The 19,491-nt window shown below is 48.5% G+C and carries 19 protein-coding genes; 7 read left to right on the plus strand and 12 right to left on the minus strand.

All coding sequences use genetic code 11. The features are described from left to right. Positions 1–325 precede the first annotated feature (325 nt). Positions 326–820, minus strand: coding sequence for a molybdopterin adenylyltransferase (gene mog, locus ABDB91_RS16145; RefSeq protein WP_347488708.1), 495 nt, complete (start codon positions 818–820; stop codon positions 326–328). 191 nt (positions 821–1,011) lie between these two features. Between mog and fdhD the strand changes: the two genes are divergently transcribed. After that, positions 1,012–1,782 (plus strand): formate dehydrogenase accessory sulfurtransferase FdhD, encoded by a 771-nt coding sequence (fdhD, locus tag ABDB91_RS16150; protein ID WP_347491629.1) that lies wholly within the window; start codon positions 1,012–1,014, stop codon positions 1,780–1,782. A 268-nt stretch (positions 1,783–2,050) separates the two neighbouring features. Here fdhD and glp read toward each other — a convergent pair whose 3' ends face one another. Then, positions 2,051–3,286 carry a gephyrin-like molybdotransferase Glp gene (gene glp / locus ABDB91_RS16155; protein WP_347488709.1) on the minus strand — a complete coding sequence of 412 codons (1,236 nt, stop codon included), beginning with the start codon at positions 3,284–3,286 and terminating at the stop codon, positions 2,051–2,053. Positions 3,287–3,725: 439 nt separating this feature from the next. On the opposite strand from glp, the gene ABDB91_RS16160 reads away from it, so the two are divergent. Continuing rightward, positions 3,726–4,205: a CBS domain-containing protein gene (locus ABDB91_RS16160; RefSeq protein ID WP_347488710.1), complete on the plus strand. Its 480-nt coding sequence runs from the start codon at positions 3,726–3,728 to the stop codon at positions 4,203–4,205. Between the two features lie 62 nt (positions 4,206–4,267). Here the strand turns inward: ABDB91_RS16160 and ABDB91_RS16165 are convergent, their stop codons facing one another. Further along, entirely contained in the window at positions 4,268–5,056 is a 789-nt protein-coding gene (locus ABDB91_RS16165; protein WP_347488711.1) for a YkgJ family cysteine cluster protein, read from the minus strand. Positions 5,057–5,348: 292 nt separating this feature from the next. Next, a complete protein-coding gene (locus ABDB91_RS16170; protein ID WP_347488712.1) occupies positions 5,349–5,813 on the minus strand; it encodes a hypothetical protein in 465 nt (154 codons plus the stop codon). A gap of 381 nt (positions 5,814–6,194) precedes the next feature. Between ABDB91_RS16170 and ABDB91_RS16175 the strand changes: the two genes are divergently transcribed. The 3 genes from ABDB91_RS16175 (at position 6,195) to ABDB91_RS16185 (ending at position 8,497) form a co-directional block, all read left to right on the plus strand. After that, positions 6,195–7,241 carry an alcohol dehydrogenase catalytic domain-containing protein gene (locus ABDB91_RS16175; RefSeq protein WP_347488713.1) on the plus strand — a complete coding sequence of 349 codons (1,047 nt, stop codon included), beginning with the start codon at positions 6,195–6,197 and terminating at the stop codon, positions 7,239–7,241. Positions 7,242–7,319: 78 nt separating this feature from the next. Further along, a complete protein-coding gene (locus ABDB91_RS16180) occupies positions 7,320–7,697 on the plus strand; it encodes a hypothetical protein (protein ID WP_347488714.1) in 378 nt (125 codons plus the stop codon). Positions 7,698–7,870: 173 nt separating this feature from the next. Further along, the gene (locus tag ABDB91_RS16185; protein WP_347488715.1) at positions 7,871–8,497 is read left to right on the plus strand and encodes a GNAT family N-acetyltransferase; all 627 of its coding nucleotides are present in this window, start codon (positions 7,871–7,873) and stop codon (positions 8,495–8,497) included. A 165-nt stretch (positions 8,498–8,662) separates the two neighbouring features. On the opposite strand, the gene ABDB91_RS16190 is transcribed toward ABDB91_RS16185, so the two are convergent. The 5 genes from ABDB91_RS16190 to cooS all read right to left on the minus strand — a co-directional run bounded on the left by ABDB91_RS16190 (position 8,663) and on the right by cooS (position 14,782). After that, entirely contained in the window at positions 8,663–9,151 is a 489-nt protein-coding gene (locus tag ABDB91_RS16190) for a GNAT family N-acetyltransferase (RefSeq protein ID WP_347488716.1), read from the minus strand. 149 nt (positions 9,152–9,300) lie between these two features. Next, positions 9,301–9,582 (minus strand): DUF503 domain-containing protein, encoded by a 282-nt coding sequence (locus ABDB91_RS16195; RefSeq protein WP_347488717.1) that lies wholly within the window; start codon positions 9,580–9,582, stop codon positions 9,301–9,303. A 235-nt stretch (positions 9,583–9,817) separates the two neighbouring features. After that, positions 9,818–10,159, minus strand: coding sequence for a hypothetical protein (locus ABDB91_RS16200; RefSeq protein ID WP_347488718.1), 342 nt, complete (start codon positions 10,157–10,159; stop codon positions 9,818–9,820). 378 nt (positions 10,160–10,537) lie between these two features. Beyond that, the gene (gene acsB, locus ABDB91_RS16205; RefSeq protein ID WP_347488719.1) at positions 10,538–12,733 is read right to left on the minus strand and encodes an acetyl-CoA decarbonylase/synthase complex subunit alpha/beta; all 2,196 of its coding nucleotides are present in this window, start codon (positions 12,731–12,733) and stop codon (positions 10,538–10,540) included. A gap of 27 nt (positions 12,734–12,760) precedes the next feature. Further along, entirely contained in the window at positions 12,761–14,782 is a 2,022-nt protein-coding gene (cooS, locus tag ABDB91_RS16210) for an anaerobic carbon-monoxide dehydrogenase catalytic subunit (RefSeq protein WP_347488720.1), read from the minus strand. A gap of 409 nt (positions 14,783–15,191) precedes the next feature. Here cooS and ABDB91_RS16215 point away from each other — a divergent pair, with 409 nt between their 5' ends. Further along, positions 15,192–15,536, plus strand: a complete 345-nt coding sequence (locus ABDB91_RS16215) for a CGGC domain-containing protein (RefSeq protein ID WP_347488721.1) — start codon at positions 15,192–15,194, stop codon at positions 15,534–15,536. Positions 15,537–15,541: 5 nt separating this feature from the next. Here the strand turns inward: ABDB91_RS16215 and ABDB91_RS16220 are convergent, their stop codons facing one another. After that, on the minus strand, positions 15,542–16,510 hold the full coding sequence (locus ABDB91_RS16220) for a sulfite exporter TauE/SafE family protein (RefSeq protein ID WP_347488722.1): 969 nt from the start codon (positions 16,508–16,510) through the stop codon (positions 15,542–15,544). A 203-nt stretch (positions 16,511–16,713) separates the two neighbouring features. Between ABDB91_RS16220 and ABDB91_RS16225 the strand changes: the two genes are divergently transcribed. Further along, complete coding sequence (locus tag ABDB91_RS16225) at positions 16,714–16,857, plus strand: hypothetical protein (protein WP_347488723.1); 144 nt, start codon at positions 16,714–16,716, stop codon at positions 16,855–16,857. Positions 16,858–17,050: 193 nt separating this feature from the next. Here ABDB91_RS16225 and ABDB91_RS16230 read toward each other — a convergent pair whose 3' ends face one another. Both ABDB91_RS16230 and ABDB91_RS16235 read right to left on the minus strand, forming a co-directional pair. Continuing rightward, positions 17,051–17,848, minus strand: coding sequence for an MBL fold metallo-hydrolase (locus ABDB91_RS16230; protein WP_347488724.1), 798 nt, complete (start codon positions 17,846–17,848; stop codon positions 17,051–17,053). 130 nt (positions 17,849–17,978) lie between these two features. Then, a complete protein-coding gene (locus tag ABDB91_RS16235) occupies positions 17,979–19,421 on the minus strand; it encodes an NAD-dependent malic enzyme (RefSeq protein WP_347488725.1) in 1,443 nt (480 codons plus the stop codon). Positions 19,422–19,491 lie beyond the last annotated feature (70 nt).

The raw sequence follows: 19,491 nt of genomic DNA on the forward strand, positions 1-19,491 counted from the left end.
AGGCAAGTTCTAAAGTTCAGGGGGAGGAAATTCAGCTCCCCCTGAACTTTAGAACTGCAAATGCATGTTTTGGTTGGCATAAGTCCCACGCTTACAGAAGTGGGAAACTTACGCCAACCAAGTCAAGTTAAGCTTTGTTCGCTCAAAAACACAACACCCAAAAAATCCGGGCACATATATTCCTGAACCAAAGTGGTGCAAACACCAATGTCTGATTTAAGGGCAAACGGCTTTCCGAACTCCTAGAAATATTTTCCCACAATTAATTTGGTTTTATACGGTAAATCACTAAAAAACTTGAAACGCAACTTATTATAGGCAGCAACTACCCCGCGTTGCCGCAATCTTTAGCCTGACCCGTGAGTATTTCCAGACCGTGGGGCAGCGCAGGCAAAATTGCCTCCAGACATTCCCGCACCCCTTTGGGACTGCCCGGCAAATTAACAATGAGAGTAGCGTGTCTGATGCCCGCCACTGCCCGGGATAGCATGGCCCGGTTGGTTTTCTTCAGGCTTTCCAGGCGCATGGCCTCAGCCAGACCCGGCGCTTCCCGGTGGATAACAGCCCGCGTGGCCTCGGGGGTATTGTCCCGCGGGCTGAAACCCGTACCTCCCGTAGTTATAATAAGATCATGCCGGCCACGGTCAACTAAATCAATTAGTGTTTCCACAATAGTATCGTAATCATCTGGAATAACCCGGTATTCCGCTACCGTCCAGCCCTGCTGTATCATCAACTCTTTAATTACTTCGGCGCTGCGATCCTCACGCTCACCCCGCGAACCCTTATCGCTCATAGTTAAAATCGCCACTTTAAACAATTATCCAAGCCTCCCTAAATTTATATCAAAACACCATTGTATATGCCTGTACTTTGATTATGGAAATAATGAATTTGTTTAATAGTACACACTTGTTCGGCTGCCTTGTCTTAATATAAACATATTGCACTGCTTTTCTATAAACGTGTACAATTAAATCATCAAGCAGCACCGGAGGGATTCTTTTGACTATGCAAAAGCCCGTACTTATTGAAAAAGTACACGGCTCATCCCGTACCCGCGCAGAAGACGTGGTTGTCCGGGAAACAGCCATCACGCTGTATTTAAACAGCACTGAATTGGTTACATTAATTTGCTCTCCCATGCATTTGCGTGAGTTATGTTACGGATTTCTTTTTGCCGAGGGCATGATTGCCGGCGCCTCGGACGTAGCCGGTTTTTCCTTTAATGATGTTGACGGCCTGGTCTGGGTGGAAACCCACCGCCCGGTGCAGGCCGAAAAAAAATTTCTCAAGCGCCATGTGGCCTCCTGCTGCGGGCGGGGAAGAGCTTCCTTTTATTTTGTCAATGACACCGGGATCACTCCCGTGTCCACCGGCTTAAGCATTTCCAGTTCCGCTGTCAGCGCCCTGCGCGAAAAAGTGGAGGGCCTCTCCGATCTATTTGTCGCCACGGGGGGAGTCCACGGAGCCGCTCTCAGTGACGGCGAACAAATCCTTTGTTTTTTTGAAGACGTGGGCCGCCATAATGCACTGGATAAAATAACCGGCTGGTGCTTACTGCAAGGAGTACCGGCCCAAGATAAGATACTCCTTTTTTCCGGGCGTATATCCTCGGAAATACTGATTAAATCCGCCCGCCTGGGCATACCCGTAATCGTATCCCGCTCCGCCTCCACAGACCTGGCCATTGAGCTTGCCGGGCAGTTGGGAATTACGTTGGTGGGCTTTGCCCGGGGCAACCGAATGAATATTTACTCCCACGGCGAACGGATTGTGTAAGCACAGCCTGCCGATCCCCAACCCCGGCTGTCGCACATGATCATGCCCAGTCCCGCAGGTCCATGCCGCCAACGCAACACTAGCGGAAGAATGGAAATACAGCTTAGCCTGTCATTGCTATGAACGCAACCTGCGACGTTGGCCATCCGTCATTGCGAAGAGCGAAGCGACGAAGCAACCTTCGTTTTACAGCCCACATTTCGTTGGGAACCTGCTTCGGTGTCTGGGATTGCTTCGCTTGCACTCGCAATGACAATTGCAAGCCTCGCTAGAACAGTTTTACTTCAATGTATTCGCCGGCTTCGACACCTTCCTTCCCGGCGGGTATGCGAGCCAGGCCTCCGGCCTGCACCATTGTGCTGATAAGGCCCGATTTACCAAGCACGGGTTCAGCGATAAGCACACCGTTCTCTTGATACAGGCGAACCCGCAGATAGTCCTCCCGGCCGGCGGCCGAGCGCATATTGCGGTTCAGCCGGGCACGGACGGGAAATTCCAGCGGGTCTTGTAAATAAGCGCCGTGCCTTAAAAGGGGCGTAACCAGCAAGTCAAACACAACCATTGCGGATACCGGATGGCCGGGCAGCCCGAATACAGGCTTTCCATCCACCACCGCCCCCACAGTGGGCTTGCCGGGCTTTATGGAAATACCATGGAACAACACCCCCGGTGAGCCCAAGGCATCCAATACCCGAGCGGCCACGTCCCTGGTGCCCACCGAACTGCCGCCGGAAAGCAGCACCAGGTCACATTCCGCCAGCGCCTGCCTTAGCCGATCCAGCAGCAGCTTATAATTATCCCGCACAATACCATAAATGCGGGGCCGGGCACCGGTGACCGCCGCCTGGCCATATAAGGCATAAGAATTAATATCCCGTACCTGACCCGGCCCGGGCTGTTCATAAGTTTCCACCAATTCGTCACCGGTAGATATTATACCCACCCGGGTTGGCACGAACACCGGCACCTCAGATACGCCTGCCGCCGCCAGCAGACCCAGATCCTGAGCTCTGAGCACATGTCCGCGGGACAGCACACCGTCCCCCGATGCAATATCCTCGCCTATGCGTACAATATGGTCTCCCGTCGCTGCCGGCCTGGTTATTCCAATGGTCCGCTCATCCAGCTCCGCGGTATATTCCACCATTAATACCGCATCCGCCCCGGGTGGCAGCATACCCCCCGTGGGTATGCGCCAGGCCTGACCTGCCCCGAGTCCTCCAGAAACCGCGGTATTTTGCCCCATGCGCACTTCACCGGTTATATCAAGGTAAGCAGGCAGGCTTTCCGTTGCCCCAAGGGTATCCCGGGCCCGCACGGCAAAGCCGTCCATAGTAGCCCGGTCAAAACCGGGCACCGCATCCACGGCCGTCAGGTCCCGTGCCAAACGTCGGCCCAGTGCTTTCAGCAATGGCACTTGCTCAGTAACATAAGCCGCCTTGATATGTTCCCCTAATAATTCCCGGGCTTCCCGCATTGTCCGAGCCTGAAACAGCTCACCCATAGCAATTTACCTCCCCATGATCATCGCACCTGATAAGCGGTCCCACACATAACCTGTTTTAACCACCCCGGGTGCAGGTTAAAAGATAAACGCTCATATATTACGGCAAACTTAAAGCCTGTGCTTTAAAATCATATTTCATTATAAAGATACCCTTTGTAACCATATTGTGCAACAGATCAAGTTAATTTATCGACAAAAAAATCCTGTCGGCGATAAATTACCGCCGCAGGATTAATGTTTTTCAATTCTCAAAACCCGGCACCGAACATAAACGAGTACATACGGAGCAAAACTATATGGAATGTTAAAACACTTGCTAACGCTGTTTCCGCAAACACGATCACAAGTACAGCAGATAAACCGGAAGCATGTCAGGCATACAAAAAGCAGCGGCAGATAAAAATAGATAAAAATGCAATGAGAGGAATAGGTTCATATGACCACAAAAAAGATAGCTATGGATATTATGGTACCGGTCAGCGACTATTCCGCGGTGCACACCACGGACACACTGGCCCAGGCTATTAAGGTATTAAAGGACAGCTTTACTATGGTTAACCGGGTGATTAACGGCCACCGCTCCGTGCTCGTGTTGGATGACAGTGAACACCTGGTAGGCATAGTAACCATTCGGTCCATTTTGAAATCCTTGGAAATTAAGTCTCAAATCGGCTCATCGCTGGCGCGTATTTTTGTCAGAGATATTATTGAGAACAACGCCATGACGATCAACGTCATGGAAGTAATGCGTCCGGTCAAGGAAAACTACGTTAAAGCCACGGATAACATCACGGTAGCGGCCAAAGCAATACTTACAGGCCGGATCAATATTGTCCCGGTAGTACATGAAAATCAGGTGGTTGGCATTATCCGGTCCATCGACCTGTTCAACGTCATCGGCGAGCTGCTCGATTAAGGGGACAACAGTACCAATGGTTCCATTATTGTGTGAACTCAAAGAAATTTACCGTTCATTCATTAGCCCCGCTGTTCGATCCCGAAAACCTCGTCCCTTACTTCCATCGACTTGCGCAGATCAAAGTTTCGGGCCAACCAGTGAAAGCCGAATTGCAACAGCGCCGGATCATCATCTTTGATTTGGCGCGCCGTGTCCTTATCCACTCCAAAGATGCTTAGAAAGCTGCCTTCAAATACATAACGGCGGAACCTGTCCAGATCATAGCAGGCCATGTAAAACATTTCCCCAATATGCTCGTCAAGAGCCGACAACCCGGTAAATTTAAGCGTTTGCGGAATCTTATCAAACTCCGGCTCCAACTCGCCGTATTTATCGTTGCCCTGGTTTTGCATCCACTCCTCCACTGTCCACTCCCTGTCCTCCAGCAAGCCGCGACAGTGATCGCTGTCAAAGGCAAATCCGTACTTGTTTTCACCTCGTATTTCCACCGGGGCCATCCGACAGGACCAGGGTCTTTCATCGTAAACCGAACAGCCCCGCTTCGTAACAAAAGGGCAAACCAGGTCGGCATCTTCCCGCATCTTAATAATCACCACACAAAACCCCCGCTCCCCAGGCCGCAGCCTGGTGGTGTGGCAGCGCAAGAAATCACCTGTGGTAAGCCCCAGCTTCCTGCTCATGCGCAAAACGTCATAGGGCGATAAAAATATATTAATATCCCGGCAGCAACGATTAAAACACTCCAAGTGCTCATGGCACGAAAACCGAAACTTATCGTCTCCCGTAAATTCAGTGTGCCTGCCCTGCACCGTTACTTGTTGATCGTCTCCAGGCAGTTTATTCGACATATGACACACCTCGCAATAAATAATACTTAAACACTGTCTACATGTGATTGATTAGCAAACATAAGAAATAAGGATAACCGGCATCACTGGCTGGTAATTCCGGCATTATCCTTCTGTAATCAACCACTGTTAATTGTCTCTTAACATTATACATCCTACATCCCGCACCCACAAATCATAAACCATGAACAATAAGCGGGCTGTGCGCAACACGATTGTAAAAACCCCGCCTCTGTATGCTTGGCCGCTCCTTGCACAGGCCCATACAGAAGCAGACAAAGCAATTATTGAGCTAGCTTGGCAAAATACTCACGCTCGCCTGATCCTTGCCCACCAAATCGCATAATTGGCGAATTAAACCCAATGTCCCCTCCATGTGCAAGAAGTCTTTCGCCATTGGCTCGCTCGCCGGGAAAAAAGCCGCCACCTCCCGGTTATTCATAATAAGTGCCCGATCCGGCTGTACATGGTAGAACATAGTGTCCGCAATATCAATAAACAGGCGAGTATAAGCAGGCTTACCCCGGGATGATTTAATTACTGACTGCATATACAGATAATCGCCCCAGGGCACCTGACTTTCCCTGGTTACCCCGGAAAAATTACCTTGCCCGGCCCGTCCGGCCACAACGCCGGCCAGTACCGCCGGAAAATCCAACACATTCCCGCTTCGTCCCAGATGTACCATCCGTACCACCCGCCAGCACCACTGCCGGTTAAAGGAATCTAAGAACCGCTCTTCACTTAACTGCGTCACTATTAAGCCCCTTCCTTACAATAGACATGTCCGTATATCAGTTTTAAGCAAGATTTCCCGCAGTCTTAAAAGCAAGCGTATACAATTTTGATTTAATCTTTATCACTAAATTTTTACCAAAACATACACAGAATATTTATAAGCTTTTTATAGTATTTGAAAGCCAATTAAAGCACTGCCAGGCAGCGCATTAATACCACCATATCCCGTTTTTCGTCCAATTTTTCATTAAATTGCTTTCACAGTTGTCCCCTCCTTGATATAATTGACTAAGTGATGTCAGTTTTATCTTATCAAGGCAGAAAAGTCCTTCACAATATAAAATCATTATAGCGCAAACTTTCTCCAATAGTTTTTCGTTGAAAGGAACGGTGCTCCGCAATGAAAGCTTTATTTTTAAGAGAAAACAATCAACTTTCTTTAGAAGAAACACCAAAACCGGTTTTACAAAATGATGATGATGTCATACTAAAGGTAACCGCATCATCAATCTGCGGCAGCGATATTCATTTCTGGCAGGGTGACTTTCCGCTTTACCCCAATTTTATTATTGGTCATGAATTTGTAGGTATTGTTGAACAAACGGGCAAAAATGTCAGAAAGTTTGGCGCGGGCGACCGCGTGGCAGCGGCGGCTAATCCATACTGTGGTGTTTGCACTCACTGTAAAGAGGGGAAAGTATACGCTTGTCTCACAAACGGCATGTTCGGGGGCGGCAAATTAATGGGTGATCTGCCCGGTGCCCAGGCCGAGTACGTGCGGGTGCCGGCCGCAGATTCCTGTTTGGTTCCCATACCCGACCACGTTAGCGATAAAGCGGCACTTTTAGTGGGCGACGTGTTATCCACCGGCTATTTTGCAGTTACCAACGGCTGTCCCCAGCCGGGTGACGACATAGCTATTTTCGGGGCGGGCCCTGTGGGACTCTGTGCGCTAGCCTCGGCCAAGCTGTTTAGCCCGGCCCGCATTTTCCTGGTGGATGTGGAGGACTATCGCCTTGAACTGGGCCGCAGCATGGGTGCGACACATATCATTAATCCAAATAATGGCCGGGCCGCCAAGGCCATAAAGAAGATCACCGGCGGTCGTGGAGTAAAACTGGCAGTGGATGCCGTGGGACTGCGGACTACTATTAGCGAATGCATATCCTGTGCAACCGAAGGCGGAGTAGTGTCTCTGGTGGGTATTGGGCCAGCCCGGATGGATGATTTCCCTATTGGCAAGTTATTTTATAAAAACCTAACTTTAAAGGCCGGGTTGGTACCTCTTAACAATATGGACCGGCTGATGAAATTAATTGCAGAAGGCAGGCTGAATGTTGCGCCGCTAATTACCCATGAAATAAAACTGGATGATATTCTGGAAGGTTACCGTATCTTTAAAGACCGTAAAGACAATTGTATTAAGGTAATGATTACCGCCGACTAGCAGGCAAAATAAGCAAAAAATAATTAGCATCAATAATTATATTATGATATCAATTATTCTTTAGGAAGGCGGATTAAAATGATTGGCATGGTAAGACATTTCGGCATTGGCCTCTTAATATATGAAGACATCATAGACTGGGACAATTATGAATTAAAAGTTGACCCTGTGATGAAAATGGAGTTTATATTCGACGGTGTGCGTAAAAAAGTATACGAGGTGATTATTGTTCCTGTTGACCGGCCTTACATCGGTGTTATACTGCCAAGTCTGTGGGGCAAAATCCGCTCAGCCGGGTTGGGCGGTCATGAAATCAACCTGGATGATGTGGATCCCCGGGGTATCGGGGTAAGCGTATACGCCCTGGATACCGCCGCCACAATATTAAACAAAATATCTACCCGGAAAATCAGCCTCAAGGAATTACAACTGCGCTTTTACGAGTATTGGGTGTAGAGCCGGGTAAATATATTAGACAAAGGTAACGTAAACAGAAAATTTTTAATATAGGCACTTAATTTCCATGTATTGCAAACATGCTTTAACAGCATTTATAATATGTTAAGCGTTTAAGCACTAAAGCTAAGCGATTTGAAATATATTTACGGTATGGTCAAGGAGGTTTTTACATGATCCAACAGGTTATCCACGAAACACCAAAGGGTACCGTATTTATTGAAGGCCCCTGCCCGGGATCCTACTTGGCTGAATTGACCATGAACGATAAACTAACCAATTTTCGCCCTCCCGATAAACAAAAAGATGCGCTGATCATGATAACTGAAATGCCCCACGGCATGATTTATATAGCCAGGCACGATAAAGAGATAGTAGGCTATATTACTTTTCACCGACCCGATGAAAGCTCCCGCTGGATCAAACACTCCCATGTTTTGGAATTGGGCGGCATTGAAATAAGCTCGGACTGGCGCCGCTGCAAAATAGCGGAAAACATTTTACAGACAGGCTTTGCCAATCCCGCAATGGAGAATTTTATTGTTATTACTATGGAAATGTGCTGGCATTGGGATACCCGTAACACAAAATTGGATATTTGGGCTTACCAAAGAGTCCTGTGCAACTTGTTTGGCAGTGTGGGTATGAAACGAACCCCAACGGACGATCCCGATATAATAGAACACCCGGCCAATGTACTAATGGCTCGTACAGGGCATAATGTTACCAACAACGATGTAGTTTTATTTGAAAGCATGCGCTTTCAAAACAAATACGGCGATGCGGTAAACCTATTATAAATATTAATGGTAACTTTTAATAATATTTAGCTTAAAGTCAGCATTATTGCAGATTAAAGAAGCCACTTATTGATTAATATCAGTAGGTGGCTTTACATTATTAAGGCGGCGTACTACTTTACACCAAGTTTCCGCCGGCGCCTCGTGCTTTTTGCCGGCATCATTTTAATAGACCGGTGGCAGCCTGTTACCGCCTTTTAACACCTTAATTAAATCAACGTCCTTGTAAAAACCACAGCTTTTAAAAAACTTGCTGCCCGCAAAGGTAGTATTCTCCACAAAAAAGGCTGTGCCGTCAGGAAAGCTTTGTTCCAGGTAGCTGTATAACATCCGTCCCAGCCCCATTCTCCTTAAATCCCGCCGCACCACAAGGAGATCAATTTCCACCAGATCCACTTTATGCAGTCTGAACACGCAAAAGCTTACAGGTATACCGGCTTTCTCGACCAGGAATAATATATAATTATCCTGCAGCTTTTTTAAACCCGCATAATGGGGATTAATTTCACCCATATCTTCAAACTGTATAAAAAAGCTAACAAATTGCCAATAATTTATACGAACCGCGGCACCGGTAACAGGCAATGCTTTTATGCCGCGGTGGGCTTTTCCCTCAGGGTAATACAGATAGAAAGATACCGCCGCAGGATTCATACGTTCGCCTCCCCGACAGTTACAACCAGTTACTAAACGACATATTATGCAATTTATCCGCCAAGCCCGGACTCCGCACGCCTTGGTTGCCGCTTCCATACACGGCATTCTCCCCGGCAAATCATCAGGAGTCGGTACTAAAACATTTCCTAAAGCAGTTCCCTTTCCATGCCAATAACTTCCACACCGTTATGACTCTCCACAAAACGAACCACCGAGTCCAGTACCTTTTGCGTATGTGCCATTTCGCCGCTAACAGCGCTAATGCCCACCGTAGAATAATTCCAGCTGTCCTGCCGGCCGACCTCCGCTACTGATATATTAAAACGGTGCTTCAACCTTTCCAGCAAGCTTTTTAACACTTTTCTTTTTTCTTTTAGAGAATCCGCCCCAGCCAGTAATAATTCCAAGGTTAATATTCCCACCACCATACGATTCCCTCCCCATGTACTCTCTTAATACACCGCGCGCCAACGACCACATAGCTATATTTACGGACTTCCCGGCAAGCTATCCGGTTCTATCAAAAAAAATAGCCCGTAAGGGCAAACGGTTAACAACAAATTGTTTATGTTATTACAAAAACGCCACTGGGAGGGTTAAGCTTTTGGCCGGGCGATGTGAAAGTTTTCTCGCCCTGCAATAATAAGAAGACTTTCACGCACATCAATAATCAAGATTTTTCATAAATTCATTATACTCATCCTCAGAAACCGTACGCCAGCTCAGCTTACCAGATCGCGTTACCCCAATAAGCTGGTGAATAATCTCCGTATCTTCAATATGCGGCGTCAAATCAATTTTTTGCGTACCCTGCGGCGTTCCATTAAATAATATTACAGGTTCCTCCACACTGCCTTCCACCCATTTACCTTCATAGCTTTCGTACTCCTCCATCCCAAAGGGCGGCTCTTTCAGCCAGTAAATATACGTTATCCTGGCTTCTCCGCCAGCCACCAGCAACGTTAGCCGGAGGTGATCTTTATACATAATACACACTTTATTCAACACTTGAATCCACCTACAGTATATGTGATTTTTATCACTATTTTACAATTATTCATATTAAAAGTCAATAACTTATTGGCGATGATTTCTATCCAATATTACCACAATTATAATTGCCCAGTCTATGTTTTTAAACAAAAGATAGCAAAAAAAATCCCTGGTCGGGGGGAGTTTTTCCGGCCAGGGGGAGGCTAAAGTATGCCAAGATTTATAAATTTATATAAACCAGCAGTTTACCCGGCTTGCTCAGTATTGCCGGAATTATACCAACATTACCTACTCGCCGAAGGTAATCTGCCGGTTACTATCAACAAAACCGCCATGGCTGTACACAGCTGTAAGCAGCTGCATATCAGGTTCAGCAGTAATTATTCCACATTACATCAACGGATCCATAGTCAGTGCGGGGTGCCCCTTCTCTTCCAGGAAGGACATAATTTCCTCGCCGCTGGTACCTACGGTTTCGTCGGCAATCTTATCCACAAAGTCTTTGCCCAAACCGGCGTTTTCCGCTGCTTCTTCCAAGGCGGGCCGCAGCTCTTCCTTCAGTGCCTTGGGTATCCACACCAGCCTGCCCAAGCCGCCGTCGGCGGGCACAAACTTGGGTGAGCCCAGGTATGATTTGCCGATGCCCATAAAGCCGGGCATCTGAGCGCCGCCGCCGATGGTGCCGGCCAGCGTGGAGAAGGTCATACCGGACGGGGTCATGCCGCCGTGCTCCCGGTTTACGACCATAAAGCCGTTGCATTCGGGCACCATGGCCAGGATGCACTCAAAGCAGCCGCAGGAGGTCATCGGGTATTCCATAATGGTATAGAAGTTAACGGCCTCAACAGTGCGCTGAGAGTTAACAAATGTGAATTCGTTAAAGGACTTCCACTGGCCCTTGACTTCGTCTATTACGCCTTCCTTGGGAACGGGCTGATTGGCGCCGTGCGGGTTAATTTCATAAGCCGCTTTGGCATCCAGCCAGCTCACCGCGCCGCACAGACCGACTCGCTCGGGGGCGATCACGCACACGTGGGTGGGCGCAAAGCTCTGGCACAGGGTGCAGGAGTAAAAGGTGTCCACTTTCTCGTCCCGCAGTTCTTTAAGGCGGTCGTCACGCTTCTTGTAATATTCGCGGGCCAATTCGCGCATTTCCAGCACTTTTTGCTCGTCACTGTAAATGGTAACCGCAATGCGGTCCACGATAGCGGAGAATTCGGATTTAAACTTGGCGTACAGTATTTCGCCGATATGCTTTAAGCGGAAGCCCTTGGCATAGGCTTCTTTACTGATCCGAATCCAGTTGATATCCCGCTGGGCCGTGTGCCACAAACCTTCGCCGTAGTTGGAGAAGTAGTGGATGCGGCGCTCCAGCACGGGTTCAAAGTCTTCTTCCATCTTGCGGCCGTATACGTCCACGACGATACCGATGGGCATCCGGCTGCCTTCGGGTACGGTGTCGACGTCCGGGCCGACAAGCTCGATTTTACCGTCTTCAATGGTGTCGTCACCCATGCGCACCAGCTCAAAGCCGGGGGTCTTGGTGCCGCCGAATTCAACGTACATATCCTTCTTGCGGATGGACTCGCCTTCGAAGGCGGGACCCACGGTAATGGGCACGTCGATATCCACGGAGGTAATTTTAATGCCCCGTACTTCCAGGCAGGTCTGTACGATCTTCTCATAGTCGGGCTCGCTGACGAACCAGTCTTTAATTTGCTTGTCCGCGGGCAGCTCCTGGTCGGTGATGACCGGGAAGCCTATGTTGATGGCGCCCATGGCGGCGGCGGTCTTGACCATGTCGTGTTCGCCCAGATACATGATGAAAGCCAGTACGCGGCGGTGCTGGTAGTCGCGTTGGGCATTGTAATCGCCCGGCTTGATACCGCCGAACGCCATGCCGGCCCGCAACGCATAGCTGCCGGCGTGGACCACCTGGGTAAAGTTGCCCAGCGGGAAAGCAGCTAAATCCACACCCAGCTTAACGCCTTCTTCCAGCAGTTGTTCAATTATTTCATCGCACAGGAACAGCATCAGGCCTTTGGCCATAAGGCTGTCCACAATCTTCTTGGCGGATTTGCTATCTTTGGCGCGGCCCAGAATAACCGCTTCGCCGGGGATGGTCCAGTCCACCAGTTTGGTGCCGTATTGGCGCACTCCGGGGTCACCGATGAACCCGGTCCAGGGAGCTACGTGCAGCGGATTTTCGGGGGTGTTTTTAATATACCTGACGGCCTCGATAATATCGGCGGCGTACCAGGTAGCTTCGCCCCACTTGCGGGCGTTGGCAAAAGTTTTTTCTTCTTTAACGGCGGCCCGCATACGGTTGAGCACCGGTACACAGTCGCCCAGAGTTTTAATTTCCTCGCCGCTTAAGCAGCGGATGACCGGCAGAAAGTAAGCAGTATCGGGATACCCCACGGAATGATCCTTGCCGTAGGTGCGGATAGCCTGATTAAGCAGTATCTCCGCGTAGCTGAGGGCGGTAATGGTGCCCTCGTAGGCTTCCTTGAACAGCTTTTTGGGCTCCTTGCCCGCTTCGATGGCGCCTTCGAAAATTTGATCAAAGTTAATGGCTTCGCTCACTTCTATTTCCCTCCCTTTCGTGGTATTTTACCAGTTTTGGCACAGACTGGTCTCCAGATCCTCGGCTACCTGGCGGTGTACGCCCAGTTTCCAGGTTCTGTATTCCAGAGCGTTAAGCAGTTTTTCAATGGATGTTTCGATATCGGGTTCGAGAATGAAATAACCGCCAAACACGTCGCCGGCTATTTGGGTAAGGATGCTGTAAATAAGATCGCAGCCTTCCACCGGCGGCATGGTACCTACATGAGTAGGCATACCGATATCCAAGCACCAGGTACCAATACTGGTAGCTTTACCACTCATGGCTTCAGGGGCAGAAGCTACAAACGGTACTTTCGGGGTGTCTACACCGAGATCTTCGGCCATCAGCATCAAGAGCTCGGCGCCGCGAGAGTTGTCCACACAAGAGCCAATATGGAATACCGGAGGCAGACCTACACTGAGGCCTGATTTTTCATTGAGGCGCTTGAGGAAACTTTTCAGTCCTTCGCCGCAGTATTCATCGACTTTATCCGGGTCCATCATGCCGACCTTGGCACAGGCCTGGGCATGGCAACCGGTTGAGATAACAAATACGTCATTTTTCAGCATGCCTTTGGCAATTTCAATATGGGCCTGATCCTGGAAGGTTTTCAGGTTGGAGCAGCCTACCATAAAGGCTACGCCTTTTAATTCCCCGCTGGTGATGGCTTCGTTAAGTACCCGGATGGGATTTTCAGAATTAACTTTGCCAAACAGAGCAAGGAGTGCTTCAATGCTCCAGCCGGCTACTACTTTGTTCTTGATGTTGGGGATGTGTACCGGCCGGTTGCCGCGCTCTTGGAAAGCTTCGATGCCGTAACGGATTACTTCTTTGGCGTTTTCCATGGCCGTGGCTTCCTGATAGTCGATGTGCATGGTGCCGGGGTTTTTGACGAGATCCGAAGTCGTGATCAGTTTGGTGCCGAAGCACTGGGCTACGGTGTTTAAACCGGGCATGATGCACTGTACGTCAACTACCATGCAGTCTACGGCGCCGGTGCAAATGGCCAGTTCCTGGGATGAGAAGGAGGTAACCAGGGGTACCCCTTGGCGCATAAGCACTTCGTTACCGGTGCAGCAGATACCGGAGAGCTGGATTCCTTCAGCCCCGGCCGCTTTGGCTTCGTCTTCCAATTCACGGGCCGCGGCAACGATCATTTCGCTGAGCAGCGGGTTATGACCGTGCAGTATGATATTAACCTTCCTGGGTTCGAGTACTCCCATATTAGCTTCGCTGATAACGGGCTGAGGGGTACCGAAGATAATATCGGAAAGGTCGGTGGCAATCCATTTGCCGGCCAGGTCGGCCAAACCAACGCGCACCGCACTGAATACTATGTTGACGGGGTCGTTGTCCATGCCAACGTGAGCCTGGGTGACCAGATCGGAAATCACCGCGTGCAAACCATGCGGCATTACATTGCGTTCACGGTAATTTTCAAGTCTTTTGTCAATAAGCATCTTGGTTGTCCAAGTGGCTTCGCCTTCACCTTTAAGCCGTTTGAAGTCATCCAGTGCTTTCTCAGCCAGTTCTTTGGCCAGAGTGTTATTGTCTTTGCCTTCGGTTTCAATGTCTACTTTTTTACATATTCTAATCAGCTTTTCCGGGTCTTTAATCGAGTAATCCGGCGCTTGACCTTCAGCGATCATGTGCAGTACGTGGGCAATGTGATTACCGTGCTGAGCGTGGGACGCGCAGCCCGTGAGGATCATCAGGCCAACACTGCGGGCTACGATGGTCCAGGCATTGGCGCCACAGATACCTCTGCTGGCGGGGCCTTCGTCCGCTTTAATACGGCAGGGACCCATCATGCAGAAACGGCAGCAGATACCTTTATAACCGAACTGACATTGCGGCTGTTGGGCCAGTACCCGATCAAAAGCTGTAATTACACCTTTTTCTTTGGCCACATCGATCATTTCCAACACCGCAGGGTCAACGGACCGCTTAGCGTTTTTGGGATCTATTACCCGCGGTGACTTGTTCGAGGGCCGGCTGGTCAGGCTTGGATCTCTAAACCTTGGCATTTATTCGACCTCCTTAGTTGTTTTAACATCGGTTATCTAAATAGTCTAATAATATTTTTTTTGCATCACCCCTTAATTTTAAATATTACGAAAATGCAGACAGGCATCTTCATACAATTTCAATGCAAACAATTTATAAACGAAGCAAATGGAAGAAGACAGAAAAATGTTAGAGTAAATATTATTTAATTCTACTATACTAAATTGTTCCTGTTTTGATCAAACGTCAAAAACAATGTAAAAGAAAGCAATTTCACAAATATTTATAGACAATCGTTCTGTTTGTCCTTTTTAAGCATAATTTCATAACTTTATTTTTAAGTTCCATATCTAAACAGGATTTATAAAATCGGCAGAGAAAATAATGAATAAATTTTATAAGTAATTAATTAAAAAAGGAGAGATTGGCGTGAAAGTATTAATTGTTGCCTGCGGTTCTTATGCGTCCCAAGGATACGGCTGTCCCGGTGAGTGGAAATGCTTGAAAGCTGCCAACGAGAAGGAAGGGGAATTTGCCAATTACGCTGACCCGGTTCAAGTAGTGGGTCTTTTGGAATGCGAATGCAACGGTCGCCAGTTGATACCCAATATTGGCTGTGTGAAAAAGAATGTCGATTTTGACGCTGTGCATTTTTCCACCTGTATGACCAAGTCCTGGCCAAGCTGTCCGTATATGGACATGGATGAACTGGCTAAAAAGATCGAGGATAAATTTGGGGTTAAGGTAGTTAAAGGAACTCATAACTACGGCTAAATATTCTAAAGGAAAAACTGGATGATATACTGCAAAGCCAAAAACAATATCAAGGCCGCCATGATTACTTTGACTGTTTTTTCCTTTAAATACTTCTGCATATATGCACCGCAGTATGTCCCAAGCAGGCCACCGACCCCGAACAGCGCGCCCAGCGACCAGTCCGGGGCCGCGTTGGTGGCCGCGCCCGCCGCTGTCATTGCTAAAATAGAATAAAATACTACTCCCGCCATGGATGTGAGGAAGGTACCGGCCAGCGCCGCACCGGCTACTGTGTAAACAGGCAGGCCCAGAATAGACACGCAAAAGGGAGCAATAATAGCGCCGCCGCCAATGCCATAAATACCGCCAATTAATCCCACCGCCAGCGCCAGGATAAAAATGGCCGTAGTGCTGAAAGAATAATTTTCGCCCCAAAATTCATATTCAATCCTGACAAGTGAAAAGCTCTTGGTTTTCACCACAGCATCGGCCGGCAGCCCGGCAGCTATTTTGGAGTTTCTTTCCGCCCTTATCCCGGACACCCGTTCCTTAAACTTTTGTTCCAACGCCTTATTTTGCGTCTTTTGCTTTTGGGAACCACCGGTAAACTCAGTGACAATTTTAATTCCCAAGTAAAGCAATACGCCACCTATGAATAACTTAAACGAACGCGGGTCGGGCAAATATGCTATCCTCACCCAAGACCCCAAGAAAACTCCCGGCAGCGTGCCGATAGATACCACCCAGGCAAGCGGCCAGGCCATGCGCCCCTCTTTAATGAATCTGTATAGGCCACCCGGAATGGCTACGATGTTATAAATCAGGTTAGTCGGACTAACCGAAGGGCTGGTATAATGGAGCACGCTTACTTGAAAAGGCAGCAGTAAAAACGCGCCGGATACTCCGGCGGAGGCAGTTAACGACGAGACAATAAATGCCACCAGCGGAGGGATCAGCGGGTTAATTTCCACACCGGAAACAGGAAAAAACATTAACATACACTCCTCTTGAAACAACTGAACAAATCCTTTATACGCAAGGTTTCCTGCAACCTATACTTTGCTCAAAATTTCCAGGCTATGACACTAATCAGATTAACAATATTTAATTATCCCATTAATATTGAAAGTAAGACCTCTTTGCATGTAAAATAAAGATTAAGAGATATATAAAATATTTTCGGGGAGGGGTATTTATGGATCCGCATGCGGCACATGCACATGCCGAACCGGCTCAAGAAGAGTTTAAATCAGATTATTCACAATGGCAGAACGTTAACATTATCCCGGCAATCATATTTCTTGGATTTTTGATTGGCGTAACTACTATCTTTATATAACAATAGCCAAGCAACTAAAGGGGCTGTTGCGCAACGGGCTAAATAGTTTATAGTGCGGCAGTTTTTGGTAAAGATACCGGATTATTATCGGAATAACCGGCTGAATCCGGGAAAGGGAGCGTCGCTCACTACTCCAAGAAAGTAATTTTGCGACACTCCCTTTTTTCCTGGTTTTTATTAGCCCACCGTAACGCTAGCTATCTTTAATAATTGACCTGATAATATGCTCTGAAGCCCACTCCTTACCTGATATGTAGGTAAGCGGTACTGTTTTGGGATATATTTTTTTGTTTATGGCGCCAATGCTCATTCCCCGGCGGTGCATTTCCAGCACGTCTTCTTTTAACGCTTCCAGATGATCAAGTTTTTGGGCCAGCAGGTCCCTGCCGTTTTCCACTACCCCGGCGTGACCGCAGTACACAGTGCTAAAATCGTACTGCAACAATAGCCGCAGCGAGCGAATAATCTGGTGTATATTTTCCGGCCGCATAATAATTTTGGTTTTGGGGGTAACGAAAAGATCACCGGTATATAAGGCCCCCGCACCGGCATCATACAGTGCAATATGGTCAAAAGAATGTCCGGGCGCCTCCAACACATGCCAATTTTTATGGGATGTCTGCAGCACAGCACCTAGCGGATGAGCTTTAAAAGGCTCCCGCTTGCCCCAAAAAAAGCGGCGGTAAAGCGGCAAATGGGCTTTTTCCAGGCACACGGATTCTGAAGCGGGATGAATATACACCGGAATACCCTGCTTAACCAGCCAGGGCGCATTGCCGCTGTGGTCCTCGTGAAAATGAGTCAGAACCACTTGTTCAATAAGCTGCGAACGGAAAAAATTAATGTAGTCCACAGCAAATCGGCTTGGGCCGGTATCAACCAACAAACCGTCTACTAAGTACACGTAAATATTAAGCCGGGAACCTAACAGTTTAACCGTACCGCCGGCATAAGTTACCCCCTGGTGTTTATCTATCCTCAAATTACCCAATACGTACAACACCTCTTGCACTGCCGTAAAACATGGTTTTGGGTTAATACAGCAATTTGTCTTTATACCCTTCTTTATGGATTCTTTTTATTACCAGGTAAATCCTTCTTCGTATTACCTTAGCCGGAACTTAAGAGACCGTAAAATTAAGCAGCTTGCTTTGCCCATTTTCTTCGTACAAATACCTGCGGGACACACCTGTGCTTTGGGCCGCTTGCCGCACCGCCCGGGCCACCGCCGGGCAAACGTCTTCGTTAAAAACCGATGGGATAATATACTCCGGCGAAAGCTGCCCGGGGGCAACCATGTCGGCCAGCACGTGGGCCGCAGCCAGGCACATTTCGTCGTTAATCATGCGGGCATGACAGTCCAGCGCCCCACGGAAAATGCCTGGAAAAGCCAGCACATTATTGATCTGATTGGGGAAATCGGAACGCCCGGTAGCGATAACTCCGGCAATATCCAGTATCTCTATGGGATCTATTTCGGGTTCCGGATTGGCCAAGGCAAATATCACCGGTTTTTCCGCCATGCGCAATACATCTTCCCGGTGCAGCAGCCCCGGTCCGGAAACCCCGATAATCACATCGGCCCCTTCAATAACCTCCCGCAGCCCACCGCGTACGCAACGTTCATTGGTATGCAGGGCCAGCCATTTTTTCGAGTCTATATTCGGCATATCATCCCTGCCGATGGCCCCCTTACGGTCGCATACCACGATATCACGCGCTCCCGTTGACAGCAGCATTTTAGCAATAGCCACACCGGCCGCGCCCGCGCCGCTCACCACGATTTTCACCTTGTCAATACGTTTATCCACTACCCGCAGCGCATTAAGCAACCCGGCCACTGTTACAACAGCCGTACCGTGCTGGTCATCGTGAAAAACCGGAATATCCAGCCGCCGACTCAGTTCTTCCTCAACAGCAAAGCACTGGGGAGCAGCAATGTCCTCCAGATTAATGCCACCGAAAGCGGGAGCACAGGCCACTACTGTATCAATAATTTCCTTCGGGCTATGCACGTCCAGGCACAGCGGCAGGGCGTCAATACCGGCAAATTTTTTAAATAATAACGCTTTGCCTTCCATCACCGGCAGAGCAGCCTGAGGCCCAATGTTGCCCAACCCCAGAACAGCCGTTCCATCGGTTACGATAGCTACCGAATTACCTTTCATAGTCAGCCGGTAAGCCATTTCAGGATCACCTGCTATAGCTTGGGAAACCCTGGCCACCCCGGGGGTGTAAACGAGCGCCAAATCCTCCCGGCCCTGTATTTCCCTTTTCGCTTTAATTTCGATCTTGCCGCCCAGATGTTTGGTAAATACCCGGTCGGCCACCTGAACTACCCGCACCCCGGCAATTTCCTCCAGCGCATTAATCAAACCCGCCAGGTTTTCCCGATCATAAAACCATACCATCAATTCCCTGATCACATAATCCGAGGCAGCGGAAACCAAATCTATGGAACCCAGATTGCCTCCTTCCTCAGCAATCACAGCTAATACTTTAGCCAACGTGCCGGGCTGATTAAGCAGCTTCAAGCGAATAGTTACATTAAGGGACATAATCATTTAGTATACATACCCCCCTTAGCAATTGATTTTTAAGTATTCAACTCAGTCCATACCAATTATTTGCCTG

Source organism: Desulfoscipio sp. XC116 (genome assembly GCF_039851975.1).
Classification (GTDB): domain Bacteria; phylum Bacillota; class Desulfotomaculia; order Desulfotomaculales; family Desulfallaceae; genus Sporotomaculum.